This window comes from Acinetobacter sp. G18 (assembly GCF_052660225.1).
The window spans coordinates 214,150-231,401 of sequence record NZ_CP109658.1; the positions used below are offsets into that span (position 1 = coordinate 214,150).

The window sequence follows — 17,252 nt, forward strand, 5'->3', positions numbered from 1 at the left end:
GGGTCATTGTATTGTAACAATTTATGAAGTCAATAATAGTTGAATTGTAATGTTAAGGAAATTTGACACTTATGTTAAAAATGGTTAAATAACCATCAATCGAATTGGTTTATGTCAACCAACTAAAAAAATTAGCATTAACAAGAAGCTAAACCTTAAGCTTCATATGGATTTAACATCAAATGATTTAAAAATAATTACATTTATAATTGGAAAAAATGATTTTATTAATCGGTTTTAACGTTAACTAATGTGTCGATTTGCTTATTAAATAACCACTCAAATATTGTTCTTGTTTCAGTTTTTATAAATTTTGAGTAATGGTTAACACTATTTTGATAAGTTTATCTAAATAATATATCTATTTTGAATTATTATATAATTGAATAAGGCAAAAAAAATACGTTTTTAAATCAAAAAAACGATTAAAAAATTAATTCTGATCAATTTAATCAACTTTACAAAATTAGAGATAAGTCACACAATTCAATTGCAAAGTTTACTATCTAACATTTTTAAAGTTAGTAAGACTTTACCAGATACGATGTGGCATCACATCAGACTTTACGAGCTCAGCTTTCCCCAAGGTTGAGCTTTTTTTTATCTATAAGAAAACATTAATATTTGTTAAAAAAATTACATGAAATTTAACGTTTTTCCTTTGTATAAAAATAAATCCAATTTAATGTTGGGTTTCTGATGTTTGGAGAGCCATTTAACAACAAAAGCAGGTTTTTATAGAATTATGAAGCTTACTGTATTTGTAAAATAGAGATTTAATATAGTCATTCCATCATTTACATATTCGATGAGATATTTTATGAAATGTAAAGATGACGCCCTTAATCATATTACCTGAGCTTTGTTGCTGAACTTCTGTTCAGTAAAGTGCTAGGATGCGCATTACTTACTTCATTCTTTAGCAGTGATTATGGTAGGACATTTACGGAGTACCAACTAGAAATGTCAGGATTACGTTCAGAACATATCAGTAATCGACTATTTTTCTTTATGTTGGTCATTATTCTGTCGTTACTGTTTATGGCTGTGCCTCTTATTGTCAGTAGTTATCAAGAATATTTAAAAACCAAACAAGCTTTGATTGAAATCAAAAGCTTAAAATTAATTGCTGAAGTTGCAAATAAAGTATCAAAAGAACGTGCACCAGCAAATAAATTAATGTCGAGTAACTCTGCTGACTTTCTAAAAAACCAACAGAATTTAAAACAATATCGTTTTAGTGTTGATCAACAAATTGATGAAACGATTCGAGTTTTAAGAGAAGAGGGCTATTCGGATTTAGCTGATATTTTAAATACTAAATTTAAGAGTGACTTAAAGAGCGCACGTACAGTTGTAGATGATTATGTTGCTACACCCCAGCAGGCGAGAACTTCCGAAAAGCTTGATAATGCAATTTTAGCGATGTTTGGTGCTTGGGATAGCTGCCGAGATGTGTTGCAAAAGCTGATGTTACAGTTAAAAAGTAAAGACAGCCAAATTAATAACTATTTTACTTTGATTGTTGTATTAACCGATATGCGTGATCAGGCTGGTCGCACTGCATCCAATGTTATTGCACCCATTACTTTTAAAGAAACGATTCCCAATGACAATCGGGCCCGTTCTTTGCAGACTCAACAACAAGCACGATATTTATGGGCGCTTGTAGACACATTACAGTCTGAACAGGCTAAGACTCAAGAATATCATCGGCTTTATTCAAGAGTTAAAACTGAGTTTTTGGATAAAGGCGTGCCTATTGTTGGTCAGCTTTTAGATGAAAGCCAAAAACACGAGGCTTATCACTTAACAGCTAATCAACTTACCGACCATATTGTTGGTAAATTTACCACCGTTATTGATTTACAAAAGTTTCTACTTAATAAGAGTGTCTCAATTGCGGTTCAAGAGAAATACTTAGCAAAAAAGAAATTCTTTCTGACTTTACTTATTTCGAGCATATCTTTAGCGGCTGCTTTACTCACTTTAATTTATGCGAAGAGAAGAGTCTTTGAACCTCTTATTCAAGCGCGTACTTTAATTCTTGAGCTGTCTCAGAGCACAGACTATCCAGTAGATGATTTGAATTCTAAAAAGGGTGAGTTTATTTCACTGTTTGAGGCAATTGATCGTTTGCAAAAAATGCTTAAGCAAAGAGATGCATTTGAATTTCAACTTAAAAATATAGCCAATACAGATCCTTTAACTGGTGTATCTAATCGTTTGGCTCTAGCAGAATATTTAAAAATTGTTGAGAGTTATCCAAATAAATTTTCAAAAACCTGTTTGATGATTATTGATATAGATCGCTTTAAAGATGTGAATGATCAATATGGTCATATTGTGGGTGATCAAGTCATTAGCCGTATTGCAGATCAGTTAAAAGCGAATGTGCGTGCTTCAGATTTAATTGTTCGTTACGGTGGTGATGAGTTCTTAATCTTGTTAGAGCAGATACCGTTTTTAGATGCGCGTCTATTGGCAGAGAAAATTCGTATTGCGATTTCTTTAGAAGGAATTGATTTATCTGGCTCGGATGAAAAATTGCATATCTCTGTCAGTATCGGTTTTGCGATTGGGGCGACAAGTTGGATGGAGCTATTAGAAAAAGCAGACCGTTCACTTTTAAGAGCTAAAGCTCGGGGTCGAAATGTCGTAGAGGGGTAAAAAAGCCGGAAACTAATTTCCGGCTTTTTTAAATTTCTTATTTCAACATCGGTTTCAAGAAACGACCCGTATGGGAAATCTCAACCTCAGCCACTTGTTCAGGTGTACCTTCGGCAATGATCATACCACCGCCTGAGCCGCCTTCAGGACCTAAGTCGACAACCCAGTCCGCTGTTTTAATCACATCAAGGTTATGTTCAATCACCACAATGGTATTACCCTTGTTACGTAGCTCATGCAAAATATCGAGTAGCTTGGCAATATCATGGAAATGTAGACCTGTTGTTGGTTCATCCAAGATATATAAAGTTTTACCCGTATCTCGTTTAGCTAACTCACGTGCGAGTTTTACACGTTGGGCTTCACCACCAGAAAGTGTAGTTGCAGCCTGACCTAAACGAATATAGCCTAAGCCCACCTGAGTTAAGGTTTCTAAGCGGCGGTGGATGACTGGAATGGCACTAAAGAATTCAGCAGCATCTTCAACCGTCATTTCTAAGACATCAGAAATGTTTTTGCCTTTATAGCCGACTTCAAGCGTTTCACGGTTATAACGTTTGCCATGACAGGCATCGCAAGGTACATACATATCTGGTAAGAAGTGCATTGCGACCTTAATCATGCCGTCGCCTTCACAGGCTTCACAGCGTCCACCTTTCACGTTAAACGAGAAACGGCCTGCACTATAACCACGGGCTTTCGCTTCTGGCGTTTGAGCAAATAACTCACGGATTGGTGTAAATAGCCCTGTGTACGTTGCAGGGTTAGAACGTGGGGTACGTCCAATCGGGCTTTGGTCAATATCAACGACTTTATCTAGATGTTGTAGGCCATCAATTGAGTCAAACTTTTCAGCTGTTAAGGTTGTTGCACCATTGAGCTGTGTTGCGGCCAATGGAAGCAGAGTACGGTTAATCAGTGTTGATTTACCCGAACCTGAAACACCAGTCACACAGGTCATAATGCCAAGAGGAATGGTTAAATCGACATTTTTTAAGTTGTGGCCTGCTGCACCTAAAAGTTTGATGACTTCATCTGGACGTGGCGACTCAGTGCGTTTTTTTGGCACTTCAATTTTGAGTTTGCCAGAAAGGTATTGTCCTGTGAGTGAGTCGGCATGTTCAGCCAATTCATCATAAGTTCCTTCAGCAATAATCACGCCGCCATGTACACCCGCACCCGGCCCGATATCAATAATATGGTCGGCTGCACGAATGGCGTCTTCATCGTGTTCAACAACTAATACCGTGTTGCCTAAATCACGTAAGCGAATCAGGGTTTGTAATAAACGATCGTTATCACGTTGATGCAAACCAATAGACGGTTCATCGAGTACATACATGACGCCCATTAAACCTGCACCAATTTGTGAGGCTAAACGGATACGCTGTGCTTCACCACCCGATAACGTTTCGGCAGAACGAGCTAAACTTAAATAGTTAAGTCCAACACTCACCAAGAAATGTAAACGTTCACGAATCTCTTTAAAGATTTTATCGGCGATTTCACCTTTAGCACCTTCAAGGTTTAAATCTTGATAGTAACTTTCGGCATCGCCAATTGACATGCGGGTAATGTCAGCAATCGTTTTGTCTTTTACACGAACATGGCGTGAAATTTCATTTAGACGTGAGCCATCACATGCATCACACGCTGCATTAGAGAGATATTGAGCTAAATCATCACGTACATAGTTACTTTCAGTTTCACGGTAACGACGTTCAAGGTGCGGCAAAATCCCTTCAAAAGGTTGCACGCGATTATGTTTACGACCACGTTCATCGATATAGCTTAAATCGATTTTTTCTTTGCCAGTGCCTTGTAAGAATTTCTTTTGAGTGTCTTTATCTAACTGGTTCCAAGGCGTATCAAGTTGAAAACCAAAATGGTCTGCAACTTTTTGTAGCATTGAATAGTAATATGGACGTTGACGATCCCATCCACGAATTGCTCCTTCACTAATTGCAAGATCAGGATTTGGAATGAGCTTTTCAGAACTAAAATGACTGCGTGTACCTAATCCATCACAAACAGGGCAGGCACCGAATGGGTTGTTAAATGAGAATAAACGTGGCTCAAGCTCTGCCACAGCACGGTCACATTCAGGGCATGAGTGCTTTGCAGAAAAAACACGATCTGGGTGTTCGCCATTCATCCATGATAAAACAGCAATATCGCCACCTAAACGAAGTGCGGTTTCAAATGATTCAGCAATACGATTGCCTAAATCATCACGCACTTTAAAACGGTCAACCACAACTTCGATGGTGTGTTTTTTCTTTTTGTCGAGTTCTGGTGGCGTATCAATATCAATGATTTCACCATCTACACGCGCGCGAACAAAACCTTGGCCTTGTAGTTGTTCGAACAGGTTACTGTATTCACCTTTACGTTCACGAACCACTGGGGCAAGCAACATGAGTGCTGTGCCTTCCTCAAGGTTTTTTACCGCATCGACCATTTCAGAAACGGTTTGCGCAACCATCGGCAAGTCGTGTTCAGGGCAATATGGTGTACCAACACGTGCATAAAGCAAACGTAAATAGTCATAAATTTCGGTAATCGTACCCACCGTTGAACGTGGGTTATGACTAGTAGATTTTTGCTCAATGGCAATTGCTGGGGACAAACCTTCAATCGAGTCGACTTCAGGCTTTTCCATTTGCGATAAAAACTGGCGGGCATACGCTGAAAGCGATTCGACGTAACGGCGCTGTCCTTCGGCGTACAAGGTATCGAAGGCAAGAGAAGATTTTCCTGAACCTGATAGCCCCGTAATCACCACAAATTTATCGCGTGGAATATCGAGTGACACATTTTTTAAGTTATGGGTACGTGCGCCTCGAATACGGATATGACTTTGGCTCATAAAACATCTCAATTATGTATTAATGAAAATTTAGGTGTCGATTGATCAGCCGCAGGGAGGTGTGACTGGTTATAAACAACAGACCCTATATATGATAACGATTTAAAATTGTTCAAGTGCTACAAAATGATTTAAAGCGACAAATTGTGACGGTTAAACGACAATCGACAAAATTTGTTTAAATAAGCAGATTGTATTTTTAACACTCCTCGTTCTACATTTCTACTCTGAACAAAATTTTAACGCGTAACATAATTTCACTAGACGACTGGTCTATTAGTGGGGTATGGTGCATGCATGAAACGATTAAACAAAAGCGAAAGCACGCGACAACACATTTTAGATACCAGCTTTGAGCTAGTACTACGTAAAGGGTTTGTCGGTGTTGGTTTGCAAGAAATCTTAAAGGCTTGTGACGTACCTAAAGGTTCGTTCTATCACTACTTTGCTTCGAAAGAGGCATTCGGCTGTGCCTTGCTAGAGCAATACATGGCTGACTATAAAGTTAGAGTAGAACAACTTTGGCAACACAGTGAGCAAAGTGCTCATGCGCGGTTAATGGCCTTATGGCAGGCATGGATTGATGATCCGGTAAATGGTAGCTGGGCTGAAAACTGTCTGATTGTGAAACTGGCAGCAGAGGTTTCTGACTTATCAGAAGATATGCGCCAAATACTGAATGACGGTGTGCATAAACTGACGCAACGTTTGGCTTTGTTACTCAAAGACGGACAACAAGAAGGGTCAATTCCAAAACACATTGAGCCTTTAAAAACTGCGCAAGTCATGTATCAGTTATGGTTAGGTGCCGCTTTACTCACAAAATTGTCGCAAGACAAAGCACATTTACACCTAGCCTTAGAAACGACCCAACAACTCATAAAACCGATAGAGGAATAAAGCATGCGAAGTATTATCCATCGTAATTTTGGCGAACCTGTAGAAGTTTTAGAGCAGGCGGATATGCCAAAGCCAGAACCAAAAGCAGGCGAAGTGCGTATTAAAACCATTATGTCTCCAATTCATAATCATGATGTATGGACAGTACGTGGAAGCTATGGTTATAAGCCAACTTTACCTGCGATTGGTGGTAGTGAAGGCGTTGGTATTGTTGATGCCTTGGGTGAAGGCGTTACTCATGTACAAATAGGGCAGCGTATTGCAGTGGCGGCTGTACATGGAAGTTGGGCTGAATACTTTATTGCACCAGCTCAAGGCCTTATTCCTTTAAATAATGAAATTGATGATGAGACAGCAGCACAGCTGATTGGTATGCCAATTAGTGCGCTTATGCTTTTAGACTTTGTAAATGTTCAACCGGGTCAATGGCTCATTCAAAACACGGCAAATGGTGCAGTCGGTAAAACAGTTGCCATGATTGCGCAGGCACGTGGTTTACCAGTGATTAATCTGGTTCGTCGTACTGATGCAATTGCTGAGATGCAAGCATTAGGCATCCAATATGTTGTTGCCACCGATCAGCCGAATTGGAAAGAGCAAGTTAAACAGATTCATGGTGACCAACCGCTGATTGCTGGTGTGGACTCGATTGGTGGCAGTGCAAGTGGTGAAATGCTGAATTTACTCAGTGAAAATAGTCTATTGGTTTCGTTTGGCAGTATGACTGGTGAAACCATGCAGATTTCATCTGGTGATTTAATTTTCAAACAAGCGACAGTAAAAGGTTTCTGGGCAAGTGTGGTCAACAAAGAAATGCCAGCAGAACGTAAAAAGGAACTGATCGTTGAGCTGCTAACGCTAGCGACTCAGAAAAAATTAATTCTACCTGTAGAAGGCGTGTTTAGTTTTGATGAGATTAAAACAGCTGCCCAAAGAGCAACGCAAGGTGCTCGACAAGGCAAAGTATTGTTAAAACCGTAACACACTAAAAGATCAGTCGAGAGACTGATCTTTTTTCATATCTTTAAAATAAAAAGGAAAACCGTATGGTCGGACAAATACTCATTGCGCTTATAGCCATATTACATGTCTATATTTTAGTGTTAGAAATGTTTTTATGGGACAAACCTTATGGCATGAAAGCCTTTGGAAATAATGCTGAAAAAGCAAAACTCACTAAAGTCATGGCACAAAATCAAGGGCTTTATAATGGCTTTTTAGCTGCGGGTTTATTTTGGTCTTTATTGGCTGATGCGCCGTTTGCCACATCAATTGCTAACTTCTTTTTAGGTTGTGTACTGATTGCAGGTATTTATGGTGGTCTAACTGCCAGTAAAAAGATTATTTATATTCAGGCAGTTCCTGCATTGATTGCTTTAGTCGCTGTTAATTTTCTTTAAAAAGCGCACAATACAGCGTTTTGTTATGGAAATGATCAGGTAGGATCGGCACATGTGGGCGTTATTTTTAAAATGTATGTTAGGGGCTGGGGTTGTCCTCATTATTTCGATTTTATCGAAAAGTAAGGCATTTTATATTGCAGGTTTAGTCCCACTTTTTCCTACTTTTGCTTTAATTGCTCATGTGATTGTTTTTCAGCAAAAAGGAGCCGAAGCATTACAAAAAACGGCTCTGTTTGGTCTATGGTCACTTATTCCTTATGCCATTTATTTAGTTGCGGTTTACATGCTAGCAACACGCGTGTCGATGTGGTCGTGTCTGGGCTTGGCAACCTTATGTTGGGTGGTCGCTGCGGCAGGTTTAATTTATGGGTGGCAGTTGTTTCAGCATTAAAAGATTAAGAGAAACCCTTAATCTTTTAAATTGAAGTATTTTTTATGACTGCTCAAGAACACGCGTTCTGAGCATGCCTTCAACTAAATTAATCATTTTTTTGCGGGAAAGAATTCGTGGCAATTGAGACGTTAAATAATTGCTACATCCCACTACAACCGTCGCTTTATTTTTATCTAATGCTCGAACTGTAGCAGAGACAACATCATCTACTGTAGAGCTTTTCATTCCACTGGTATCAGCATTTGCGACCTGAGTAAAATTGGTTTCGGTATTGCCTGGGCAAACAGCGATAAACTTAACACCCGAAGTGCCATATTCCCCTGCAAGTGCTTCAGTAAACTGCAAAACATAAGATTTAGTTGCGCCATAAACAGCAATATAAGGGAGAGGTTGAAAGGCACCTGTCGATGAAATATTAATCATGATGCCTTTTTTGTTCGAAAGCATATGTGGCAAAAACAGATAACATAAAGACGTTACACTGCTGATGTTAAGTGTAATCATTTCTTGATAGGTAGAAATCGATTGATCAAGGAACTTGGTCCATTTTCCAAATCCTGCGTTGTTAATTAAAATTTCTACCGATAATTTTCTTGCCTGCACTTCATTAAATAAGGTTTGAGCTGAATTGGGTTGAGCTAAATCTAAAACAATCACTTCAACATTTACGCTATATTTTTTTCTCAGTTCATCGGCTAAATCATTTAGTTTTTCTTCGGAGCGTGCTGTTAAAATCAGGTGGATTCCTAAAGATGCAATTTTTTTAGCATACGCTTTACCTATTCCTGAAGATGCTCCTGTTATTAATGCTGTTGAATTTTTAAATGTAGAAAGATGAGCGCTCATTTTATTTATCCGTAATACATGAAGTCCTTACGATAAACCTTGTCCCTAAGGACAGAGTCAAGCGCTAAATTCAAAAGCTATTTTTAGATTTTTATGCATCATTTTAAGCAGAAATTTTACTGGCAATATAAGTTTCAATAATCTCATCTTCCAGTTGTTTTAAATCTAGTTGCAAACGATTTAATGCTTCTTTTTGTTCAATAATTTGTTGATTCTTTTTTTGAATAAGTTGCTGCGCAATTTCTACCGGAAAGCGATTATTTTTATATTTTAAAGCTGACAACTCATAAAGCTCAGAAAGGCTAAATCCTACTGCTTGTGCAAGGCGAATCATCTTAACTGATTTGACATCAATCTCTTCATAAATACGATAATTGCCTTTTCTTTTTGCGACTGGCAGTAAGCCTAATTTCTCATAATGCCGAATGGCTTTAGGTGTGGCTCCAGTTAAAGATGCTAATTCGCCGATATACATACTTATCTCGCATTTTATTAAGAATCGATCAGGTATGAACAAACTGATCGATTCTTTTAAAGTTTTAAATATGGTCTAAACCTAACCATTGTCTTTGATGGTAGGCGCTATCCCAAAATAACCACTCAAGTTTTGCACCCATCGTGTAAGCGGCATGCATTTTTTCTAGTGTGTCTGCATCACAACGTGCTGCGACTTTGTCTACAGTCGCAATCACATTACGAACAGCCGTATGGAACTCTTCGCCAGCATAGGTATCAACCCATGCTTGGTAAGGATTATTAGCAACTGATTTGCTTACAATATCTTTACCAACTTCAGCGTAAATCCAGAAACAAGGTAAAAGTGAAGCAAGTACAACAGGGTAGCTTTCTGACCAAGCCGTTGCGGTTAAAAATGAAGTGTAATGATGGCCTGCCAAGGTTAATGGTGTATTTTGAAATTCTTCTTTGCTTACGCCAAAGTTTTTCATGAAGTCATCATGTAAGCTACGTTCAACCACAATTGCAATTTTTGCGGCATCAGAGAACTGCATAATATCGTCAGCATCAAAGGCTTTGGCTGCTGCAACAGCAAGTACACGGCCATACGCCACTAAATATTGAGCATCTTGAATAACATAATGACAAAATGCTTCTTTATCTAAAGTACCGCTAGCAAGTTCCTGATTAAAAGGCAGGTCGAGAATTTTTTGATATAAATTTAAATTACGTTGCCAGAGTTCTTGAGAAAAAAGCATAAATTCATTCCATTTAAAATAAGACAGCTGAACCAGATTTTAAATCAATTTTAAAATACAAAAATAATAATAATAGATATATCGAAAGAAAATATTTAATACGATTAACCAGTTAATTAAGAATTATAAATTTCTTTATTAAACAGAGGGATAAAGTAAAGAGAATAACGGCACAAAACAACATCGTTTTGTGATTAATTATCGATATAATAACCGCGGTTTTAAGAAAGATTAAATTTAGTTCTTGGTATAGGTCTGATCCATGAAGCATTTCCGATTTTCGATATTTTTTACGGTGGTGTGTTTAGCACTATCCGCGTATTGGGGTTTTACCCATGGGCCTGAAGCTGGCGTGTCTACCATGCTTAAAGCTTTAACCATTACCGCAATTTTAGCTGTAATGGAGGTTTCTTTATCTTTTGACAATGCTGTCGTGAATGCATCGGTTTTGCGTAATTGGGATCCGTTCTGGAAAATGATCTTTTTAACGGTGGGCATTTTAATCGCCGTTTTTGGTATGCGTTTGATTTTCCCTGTTGTGATTGTTGCAGTAACCGCAGATATGGGGGTAATTGAAGTTGCAAAACTGGCACTCAATGATCCGAAAACTTATTCTGAGCGCTTAATGGCGCACCACGCTGAAATTTCAGCTTTTGGTGGAACATTCCTGTTGTTGGTTTTCCTAAACTTCTTCTTCGATGATGGAAAAGAAACGCATTGGTTTAGATGGCTTGAATCTAAACTTACGAGTTTGGCTAGCGTACCAGCAATGTCAGTATTCCTTGCTTTAATCGCTTTAATTGTGATGGCAGGTTATGTAGATGATCATCAACGTTTAGCCGTGACCATGGCCGGTATTTGGGGCATTGTGGTTTATATTGGCGTTGAAGTATTAAGTCACTTACTAGGTGGTGAGCCTGAAATTGATGAAAATGGTAATGCTGTATTACAAGATGGCTCGGGTGCTGCGTCTGGTGTGGTTAAAGCTGGTTTAGGCGGTTTCTTATATCTTGAAGTATTAGATGCATCATTTAGTTTTGACGGTGTGATTGGTGCATTTGCAATTACCAGCGATGTTGTTGTGATTATGCTGGGTCTTGCGATTGGTGCTATTTTTGTTCGTTCAATGACTGTTTATCTTGTTGAAAAAGGTACGCTAGATGCTTACGTGTTCTTGGAACATGGTGCACATTATGCAATTGGTGCTTTAGCATTCATTATGATTGCAAGCGGTACGGGTGTGCATGTACCTGAAGTGGTCACAGGGTTAATTGGTGTAGCGTTTATTGTGTGGGCTGTCATTGCTTCAATTCAATATACCAAGCGCGAGCAAGAGTCGCCTTAAGCTAATTTTCAGTAAAGTTCGATATTATAAAGAGGCTAAATGCCTCTTTATTTTTTTAAGCCGAAATCGTTATTTTAAATCATCTCTCCCGTATTTTTAGAAACGAATCGGCTTATAATTTGCCTAGTTTGATAACGTGTATTGATATGATGAATGCTTTGGAACGCCGCTCAACTTTTGCTTTAAGTAGTATTTTTGCGCTACGCATGTTGGGTTTGTTCATGATTATTCCTGTCTTCTCTGTAGTCGGGCAGTCATATCAATATGCGACTCCGGCACTTATTGGTTTGGCCGTAGGTGTATATGGTCTAAGTCAGGCGATTTTACAAATTCCATTTAGCTTGCTGGCTGACCGTTTTAGCCGTAAACCGCTTGTAGTCTTTGGCTTATTGCTTTTTGCTATTGGTGGTGCAATTGCGGGTTTATCTGACACGATTTATGGCGTCATTATTGGCCGTGCCATCGCTGGCGCTGGTGCGGTTTCGGCAGTGGTCATGGCACTTTTAGCTGATGTGACGCGTGAAGAGCAGCGTACTAAAGCCATGGCTGCTATGGGCATGAGTATTGGTTTATCTTTTGTTGTCGCGTTTAGCCTTGGGCCTTGGCTCACAAGTCTTGTCGGTATTTCTGGTCTATTCTTTGTGACCACAATTATGGGCTTAATCGCGATTTCGATGCTATTGCTTGTACCTAAAGTGACCCGCCATCATCGTAATTATCAGCAAGGCTATATGGCGCAGCTTAAGCAAGTCATTCAAATGGGTGATTTAAACCGTTTACACGTTTCGGTTTTTGCATTGCATTTATTGCTGACAGCCATGTTTATTTATGTGCCTTCACAGCTGATCGAGTTTGCGCATATTCCTCTGGCGAGCCACGGCTTGGTGTATTTGCCACTGTTGGTGATTAGTTTATTTTTTGCATTTCCAAGCATTATCATCGCTGAAAAATATCGCAAAATGCGAGGCATTTTCTTAACGGCAATTACAGGCATTATTGTGGGGTTGCTGCTTCTCATATTTGGTTATCAGTCTAAATATGTCTTGCTCGCAGGCTTAGGTATTTTCTTTATTGCCTTTAATGTAATGGAGGCTTTATTGCCTTCTTGGTTATCAAAGTCTGCTCCAATTCAGTCGAAAGCTACCGCTATGGGTGTAAATGCCAGTAGCCAGTTCTTAGGTGCTTTTTTTGGTGGCACGCTAGGTGGTCAATTATTGATGTTACATAATACTGCGATTGGATGGAGTGTCTTAGCAGGGATTGCTATAATATGGCTGCTAATTAGTTTTGGTTTAGCTCAGCCGCGGTATCTGTCATCTATTGTGTTGCCATTACCGCAAGTGCAACAGGTGAATGAGTGGACCACACAGCTATTGGCAATTCGTGGTATTGAAGAAGTTGTGGTGATGCCTGACCAGCAGGTTGCTTATATTAAAGTCGATAAACAGACTCTTGATGATGCTGCACGACGTGATTTAACGCAGTTGTTTGGTAAAGAGGTAGCCATTTAAGCATAACTCTTATAAAGTAAAACATAGAAATTATAGGATGAAGACAGCTAATGCGTGGTGTAAATAAGGTTATTTTGGTTGGTACTTTGGGTCGTGATCCTGAAACAAAAACTTTTCCAAATGGGGGCTCGTTGACCCAATTTTCGATCGCGACAAGTGAATCTTGGACTGATAAAAATACAGGTGAACGTAAAGAACAAACAGAATGGCACCGTATTGTTTTGCATAACCGTTTAGGGGAAATTGCTCAGCAGTTTTTACGTAAAGGTTCTAAGGTTTACATTGAAGGTTCATTACGTACACGTCAGTGGACAGATCAAAATGGCCAAGAGCGTTATACGACAGAAATCCGTGGCGACCAGATGCAAATGTTAGATGCTCGTCAACAAGGTGAACAAGGTTTCGCTGGCGGTAATGATTTTAATCAACCACGTTTTAACGCACCTCAACAAGGTGGCGGTTATCAAAATAATAACAACCAAGGTGGCGGCTACGGTCAAAACAATGGTGGTGGTTATGGTAATCAAGGTGGTTTCGGTAATGGTGGCAATAGCCCGCAAGGTGGTGGTTTTGCTCCTAAAGCGCCGCAACAACCAGCATCTGCACCAGCTGATTTAGACGATGATTTACCGTTCTAATCAAAGTTTCAAAAAAGGCGAGTTTATCTCGCCTTTTTTATTATTCAATTCCCAGCAAACGTAGAACTGCCGTGCCAACAGCAGCCAAACAAATCACCAATAACAGCGGTACTTTTTTCCAAACCAAGAACAATGCTAGTGTCACCCCAAATATACGCGCAAAACCTGCGAAATGTTGGCCTTCAAAAAATGTAGTGGTCACCGCAATGGCACAGAGCAAAACGGTTGCGCCATTTGAGAGTAAAACTTGGTATTTTTCAGAAAACGAAAACTTGGCACCTAAGTGAAAGCCAGCAAAACGAATACTGTACGTTCCAAGTGCAAGTAGAGCTATTCCTACAATAATAAGTAACTGTTGACTCATTTCCTTCTACCCCATATCAAGCCAAAAAGCGAAATCAGAATTGGAAGTCCTGAGGCCAAAAAAGGTGTAGTCATCAGCGCTAAAGTTGATCCGGCAAATGCAGCTTTCCGAGTCGATTTGTTCTTTAAAGCATTAAAAGTAAGTGCAATTAAAATGGCAGGGAAAATTGCATCTAAGCCAAATGTTTTAGGGTCTGGAATAGCACTTCCAATAAAATAACCCGCCGTGACACCAAGTGGCCAAGTCAGCATAATGCCTATACCACACAACCAATAAGCAGCTTTTTTTGTCTCGAAGTCAGGTTGTGCCATGCCAAACAAAACGCTTTCATCGTTCATGATGTGAGACCCAAAATACTGAGAGAATTTACCTCGGATTAGTTCATTGACCGCAATACCAAAAGGTAAGTGCCTTAAATTGACGAGTAGTCCTGCAATTGCAGCCGCAATTGGGCTACCACCTACAGCCAAGAATCCAATAAAAATAAATTCAGCAGTTCCTGCGAGCACAAAGACAGATAGGCAAAGCGGGATCCAGAGCGTTAAGCCATAACTTGCAGCGAGTGAACCTAAAGACATACCAACCACACTGGTTGCTAGACACACAAAGAAAATCGAGCGGGTTGTGTCTTTACTAAGTTTTTTAATGAGAGCGTATGTGGACATAGCATGATATAACGAACGATTTTCCATTATAATGAATAAGTCTGATTGTTTTGTCAAAACGAACGATCGTTTTTTTTATAGAACGGATGTTGTGAATGTCTCAGCCAATTGAAATTATTGCCAAAGGTTTAACGCGTGAACGCCAAAGAGCAGGGCTTTCATTGGCAGAAGTTGCTCGACGTGCAGGTGTTGCCAAATCTACACTTTCGCAGTTAGAGGCCGGGCAAGGTAACCCAAGCATTGAAACCTTATGGGCACTTTGTGTTGCGCTCAATATTCCATTTGCACGCTTGATGGAAGAACCAAGCAATCAAGTGCAAGTCATTCGCTGTGGCGATGGGCCAACGGTGAGTTCCGAGATTGCCAATTACAAAGCAATTTTGTTGGCGACTTGTCCACCGCATGCGCGCCGTGATGTATATTTATTGATTGTGGAGCCGGGTGAAGACCGTCTTTCAGAACCTCATCCAGTTGGTTCTGTGGAGCACATTATTGTGGTCGAAGGCAAAGCTTTAGTAGGTTTAATTGATGAGGCAGTTGAGCTTGGAGTTGGGGACTATATTTGTTATCCAGCCGATCAAAAGCATATATTTAGAGCCTTAGAAACAGGAACAAAGGCGTTATTAATTTCTGAACAAAACTAAAGAATTTCAAGCTCATTAAAATAAAAACTAAAAATTACTTACCCTCATCCAATATAAAAAGGGCCAATTTTGCGTATAAATTTTGCAATTGGCTCTCTCTTTTATTACAAAAATGGCTCTCGTTTCTTGAGTGCCGAAACGACAAATTAAAGCCATTGGAAGTATGCATACGGAAGCGCCGGATAAGCTCAGTGAATTTTCTGTTTTAGGAATTGAGCAAAACGGCTAAATTTTTAGGGGATATTTTTTGGCTTCGGAGGATTTCCGAGTCTAGCCGATATCCTCCATATATTAAGGAAAATGATATGGCAGCTCATCAAAATGGTTCTGAAGCCAATCACTCCCAAAGTTTAAAACATGGACTTAAATCACGCCATCTAACCATGATCTCGATAGCAGGGGTTATTGGTGGCTCTCTCTTTGTTGGCTCAGGCAGTATCATCTACAACACAGGTCCTGTGGTTTTCTTAACCTATGCTTTAGGTGGACTACTCGTTTGGTTCATCATGCGTATGCTAGGCGAGATGGCCGTTTTAAACCCCGATAGTGGCTCTTTTTCAACTTATGCGGACCGCGCAATTGGTCGTTGGGCAGGTTTCTCAATTGGGTGGTTGTACTGGTGTACGCTGGCAATGCTCATGGGGTGGGAAGCTTATGTGGCAGGTAAAATTTTAAATAATTGGTTCCCGTTTATACCGATCTGGGTCTATATGGTTGTCGTGATTGGTGCCTTAGTCGCAGTCAATTTACAAAACGTAAAGAACTATGGCGAATTTGAGTTCTGGTTTGCACTCATCAAAGTGATTGCGATTGTGATCTTCTTGGTGATTGGTAGCTTAGCCATCATGCATTTGTGGCCTTGGGGTAATCCAGCTGCATCTGGTATCAGTAATTTAACCTCTCAAGGCTTTATGCCTAATGGTGGTTCATCCGTTATTACCGCCTTACTTGGGGTCATGTTTGCCTATATTGGCGCTGAAATTGTGACTGTAGCAGCGGCAGAGTCTGCAAACCCATCTAAAGAAATTCGTAAGGCTTCGAACTCAGTGGTTTGGCGAATTATTTTATTCTACGTCGGTTCAATGTTTGTTGCGGTATGTCTGATTCCTCACAACAATGAACTTTTGAAAGATTCTACTTGGGGAACTTATAGCGTTACGTTGTCTGCGCTTGGTATTCCGGGTGCGCGCCATATCGTAAATTTTGTGGTTCTGACCTCGGTATGTAGCTGCTTTAACTCAGCGCTTTATACGTGTTCACGTATGTTGTTCTCATTATCTAAACGTGGTGATGCACCGAAAAGCTTTGGCTCTGTAAACAGTAAAAGTAGTCCGTGGGTGGGCGTGATTGTGTCATGCTTCTTCTCTGTAATTGCTGTGGTTTTAACTGCAACCAAGAGTATGGATGTGTATGACTTTTTCATGCTAACAACAGGTGCAGCAACACTGTATGTATACCTGACGATTGCTTATTCTCAGCTTCGTATGCGTAAAAAGTTAGAAGCTGAAGGCGTGAAAATTGACTTTAAAATGTGGATGTTCCCTTACTTAACTTACGTGGTGATCTTTGCAATTATTGGTGCAATTCTTACCATGCTGATTGAAGGCACCTATTTTAAAGAAGTGATTTACACTACAGCATTGTTCGGCATTATTGTGTTCTTCGGTTTGCTGTCTGAAAAACTGGGATGGGGGAAAGAGCGTAGAGCGACTCATTTAACTCATAGCCATGAAGAAAAGTTAGTTTAAATTTTTAAATAAAAAAGAGCCTCACTGTGAGGCTCTTTTTT

At 39.6% G+C, this 17,252-nt stretch carries 16 protein-coding genes; 10 read left to right on the forward strand and 6 right to left on the reverse strand.

Annotated features, from left to right (window positions below; genetic code table 11):
- Positions 1-963 precede the first annotated feature (963 nt).
- Positions 964-2,670, forward strand: a complete 1,707-nt coding sequence (locus NE363_RS00965; RefSeq protein ID WP_445535657.1) for a GGDEF domain-containing protein — start codon at positions 964-966, stop codon at positions 2,668-2,670.
- A gap of 37 nt (positions 2,671-2,707) precedes the next feature.
- On the opposite strand, the gene uvrA is transcribed toward NE363_RS00965, so the two are convergent.
- The gene (gene uvrA / locus NE363_RS00970; protein ID WP_445535658.1) at positions 2,708-5,539 is read right to left on the reverse strand and encodes an excinuclease ABC subunit UvrA; all 2,832 of its coding nucleotides are present in this window, start codon (positions 5,537-5,539) and stop codon (positions 2,708-2,710) included.
- A gap of 297 nt (positions 5,540-5,836) precedes the next feature.
- Here uvrA and NE363_RS00975 point away from each other — a divergent pair, with 297 nt between their 5' ends.
- The 4 genes from NE363_RS00975 to NE363_RS00990 all read left to right on the forward strand — a co-directional run bounded on the left by NE363_RS00975 (position 5,837) and on the right by NE363_RS00990 (position 8,233).
- On the forward strand, positions 5,837-6,439 hold the full coding sequence (locus NE363_RS00975; protein ID WP_437256352.1) for a TetR/AcrR family transcriptional regulator: 603 nt from the start codon (positions 5,837-5,839) through the stop codon (positions 6,437-6,439).
- A 3-nt stretch (positions 6,440-6,442) separates the two neighbouring features.
- Complete coding sequence (locus NE363_RS00980) at positions 6,443-7,420, forward strand: zinc-binding dehydrogenase (RefSeq protein ID WP_445535659.1); 978 nt, start codon at positions 6,443-6,445, stop codon at positions 7,418-7,420.
- 65 nt (positions 7,421-7,485) lie between these two features.
- The gene (locus tag NE363_RS00985) at positions 7,486-7,839 is read left to right on the forward strand and encodes a DUF1304 domain-containing protein (RefSeq protein WP_077168857.1); all 354 of its coding nucleotides are present in this window, start codon (positions 7,486-7,488) and stop codon (positions 7,837-7,839) included.
- Between the two features lie 52 nt (positions 7,840-7,891).
- The gene (locus NE363_RS00990; protein WP_148356559.1) at positions 7,892-8,233 is read left to right on the forward strand and encodes a GlpM family protein; all 342 of its coding nucleotides are present in this window, start codon (positions 7,892-7,894) and stop codon (positions 8,231-8,233) included.
- Positions 8,234-8,275: 42 nt separating this feature from the next.
- Here the strand turns inward: NE363_RS00990 and NE363_RS00995 are convergent, their stop codons facing one another.
- The 3 genes from NE363_RS00995 to tenA form a co-directional block, all read right to left on the reverse strand.
- Positions 8,276-9,082 carry an SDR family NAD(P)-dependent oxidoreductase gene (locus NE363_RS00995; protein ID WP_445535660.1) on the reverse strand — a complete coding sequence of 269 codons (807 nt, stop codon included), beginning with the start codon at positions 9,080-9,082 and terminating at the stop codon, positions 8,276-8,278.
- A 103-nt stretch (positions 9,083-9,185) separates the two neighbouring features.
- The gene (locus NE363_RS01000) at positions 9,186-9,557 is read right to left on the reverse strand and encodes a MerR family transcriptional regulator (RefSeq protein ID WP_191010601.1); all 372 of its coding nucleotides are present in this window, start codon (positions 9,555-9,557) and stop codon (positions 9,186-9,188) included.
- Between the two features lie 64 nt (positions 9,558-9,621).
- Positions 9,622-10,296 carry a thiaminase II gene (tenA, locus tag NE363_RS01005; RefSeq protein ID WP_191105849.1) on the reverse strand — a complete coding sequence of 225 codons (675 nt, stop codon included), beginning with the start codon at positions 10,294-10,296 and terminating at the stop codon, positions 9,622-9,624.
- Positions 10,297-10,558: 262 nt separating this feature from the next.
- Here tenA and NE363_RS01010 point away from each other — a divergent pair, with 262 nt between their 5' ends.
- From NE363_RS01010 to ssb, 3 genes are all read left to right on the forward strand, one after another.
- A complete protein-coding gene (locus NE363_RS01010) occupies positions 10,559-11,641 on the forward strand; it encodes a DUF475 domain-containing protein (RefSeq protein ID WP_004705003.1) in 1,083 nt (360 codons plus the stop codon).
- A 146-nt stretch (positions 11,642-11,787) separates the two neighbouring features.
- A complete protein-coding gene (locus NE363_RS01015; protein ID WP_004705005.1) occupies positions 11,788-13,152 on the forward strand; it encodes an MFS transporter in 1,365 nt (454 codons plus the stop codon).
- Positions 13,153-13,202: 50 nt separating this feature from the next.
- Entirely contained in the window at positions 13,203-13,790 is a 588-nt protein-coding gene (gene ssb, locus NE363_RS01020; RefSeq protein ID WP_049065869.1) for a single-stranded DNA-binding protein, read from the forward strand.
- 40 nt (positions 13,791-13,830) lie between these two features.
- On the opposite strand, the gene NE363_RS01025 is transcribed toward ssb, so the two are convergent.
- Complete coding sequence (locus NE363_RS01025) at positions 13,831-14,154, reverse strand: AzlD domain-containing protein (RefSeq protein WP_086497235.1); 324 nt, start codon at positions 14,152-14,154, stop codon at positions 13,831-13,833.
- Positions 14,151-14,846, reverse strand: coding sequence for an AzlC family ABC transporter permease (locus tag NE363_RS01030; RefSeq protein WP_445535661.1), 696 nt, complete (start codon positions 14,844-14,846; stop codon positions 14,151-14,153). Before NE363_RS01030 ends, NE363_RS01025 begins: the two co-directional genes overlap by 4 nt.
- A 68-nt stretch (positions 14,847-14,914) precedes the next feature.
- On the opposite strand from NE363_RS01030, the gene NE363_RS01035 reads away from it, so the two are divergent.
- Both NE363_RS01035 and NE363_RS01040 read left to right on the forward strand, forming a co-directional pair.
- Complete coding sequence (locus tag NE363_RS01035; protein ID WP_002117406.1) at positions 14,915-15,463, forward strand: helix-turn-helix domain-containing protein; 549 nt, start codon at positions 14,915-14,917, stop codon at positions 15,461-15,463.
- Positions 15,464-15,768: 305 nt separating this feature from the next.
- Positions 15,769-17,211 carry an amino acid permease gene (locus tag NE363_RS01040; RefSeq protein WP_445535662.1) on the forward strand — a complete coding sequence of 481 codons (1,443 nt, stop codon included), beginning with the start codon at positions 15,769-15,771 and terminating at the stop codon, positions 17,209-17,211.
- Positions 17,212-17,252 lie beyond the last annotated feature (41 nt).

Excerpts from the sequence above, each read along its gene's own strand:
- ssb (WP_049065869.1), top strand. The coding sequence starts at position 13,203 with ATGCGTGGTGTAAATAAGGTTATTTTGGTTGGTACTTTGGGTCGTGAT.
- NE363_RS00965 (WP_445535657.1), top strand. The coding sequence starts at position 964 with ATGTCAGGATTACGTTCAGAACATATCAGTAATCGACTATTTTTCTTT.
- NE363_RS01010 (WP_004705003.1), top strand. The coding sequence starts at position 10,559 with ATGAAGCATTTCCGATTTTCGATATTTTTTACGGTGGTGTGTTTAGCA.
- NE363_RS01025 (WP_086497235.1), bottom strand. The coding sequence starts at position 14,154 with ATGAGTCAACAGTTACTTATTATTGTAGGAATAGCTCTACTTGCACTT.
- NE363_RS00990 (WP_148356559.1), top strand. The coding sequence starts at position 7,892 with ATGTGGGCGTTATTTTTAAAATGTATGTTAGGGGCTGGGGTTGTCCTC.
- NE363_RS00975 (WP_437256352.1), top strand. The coding sequence starts at position 5,837 with ATGAAACGATTAAACAAAAGCGAAAGCACGCGACAACACATTTTAGAT.
- uvrA (WP_445535658.1), bottom strand. The coding sequence starts at position 5,539 with ATGAGCCAAAGTCATATCCGTATTCGAGGCGCACGTACCCATAACTTA.
- NE363_RS00985 (WP_077168857.1), top strand. The coding sequence starts at position 7,486 with ATGGTCGGACAAATACTCATTGCGCTTATAGCCATATTACATGTCTAT.
- NE363_RS00995 (WP_445535660.1), bottom strand. The coding sequence starts at position 9,082 with ATGAGCGCTCATCTTTCTACATTTAAAAATTCAACAGCATTAATAACA.
- NE363_RS01040 (WP_445535662.1), top strand. The coding sequence starts at position 15,769 with ATGGCAGCTCATCAAAATGGTTCTGAAGCCAATCACTCCCAAAGTTTA.
- tenA (WP_191105849.1), bottom strand. The coding sequence starts at position 10,296 with ATGCTTTTTTCTCAAGAACTCTGGCAACGTAATTTAAATTTATATCAA.
- NE363_RS01030 (WP_445535661.1), bottom strand. The coding sequence starts at position 14,846 with ATGGAAAATCGTTCGTTATATCATGCTATGTCCACATACGCTCTCATT.
- NE363_RS01015 (WP_004705005.1), top strand. The coding sequence starts at position 11,788 with ATGATGAATGCTTTGGAACGCCGCTCAACTTTTGCTTTAAGTAGTATT.
- NE363_RS01000 (WP_191010601.1), bottom strand. The coding sequence starts at position 9,557 with ATGTATATCGGCGAATTAGCATCTTTAACTGGAGCCACACCTAAAGCC.
- NE363_RS01035 (WP_002117406.1), top strand. The coding sequence starts at position 14,915 with ATGTCTCAGCCAATTGAAATTATTGCCAAAGGTTTAACGCGTGAACGC.
- NE363_RS00980 (WP_445535659.1), top strand. The coding sequence starts at position 6,443 with ATGCGAAGTATTATCCATCGTAATTTTGGCGAACCTGTAGAAGTTTTA.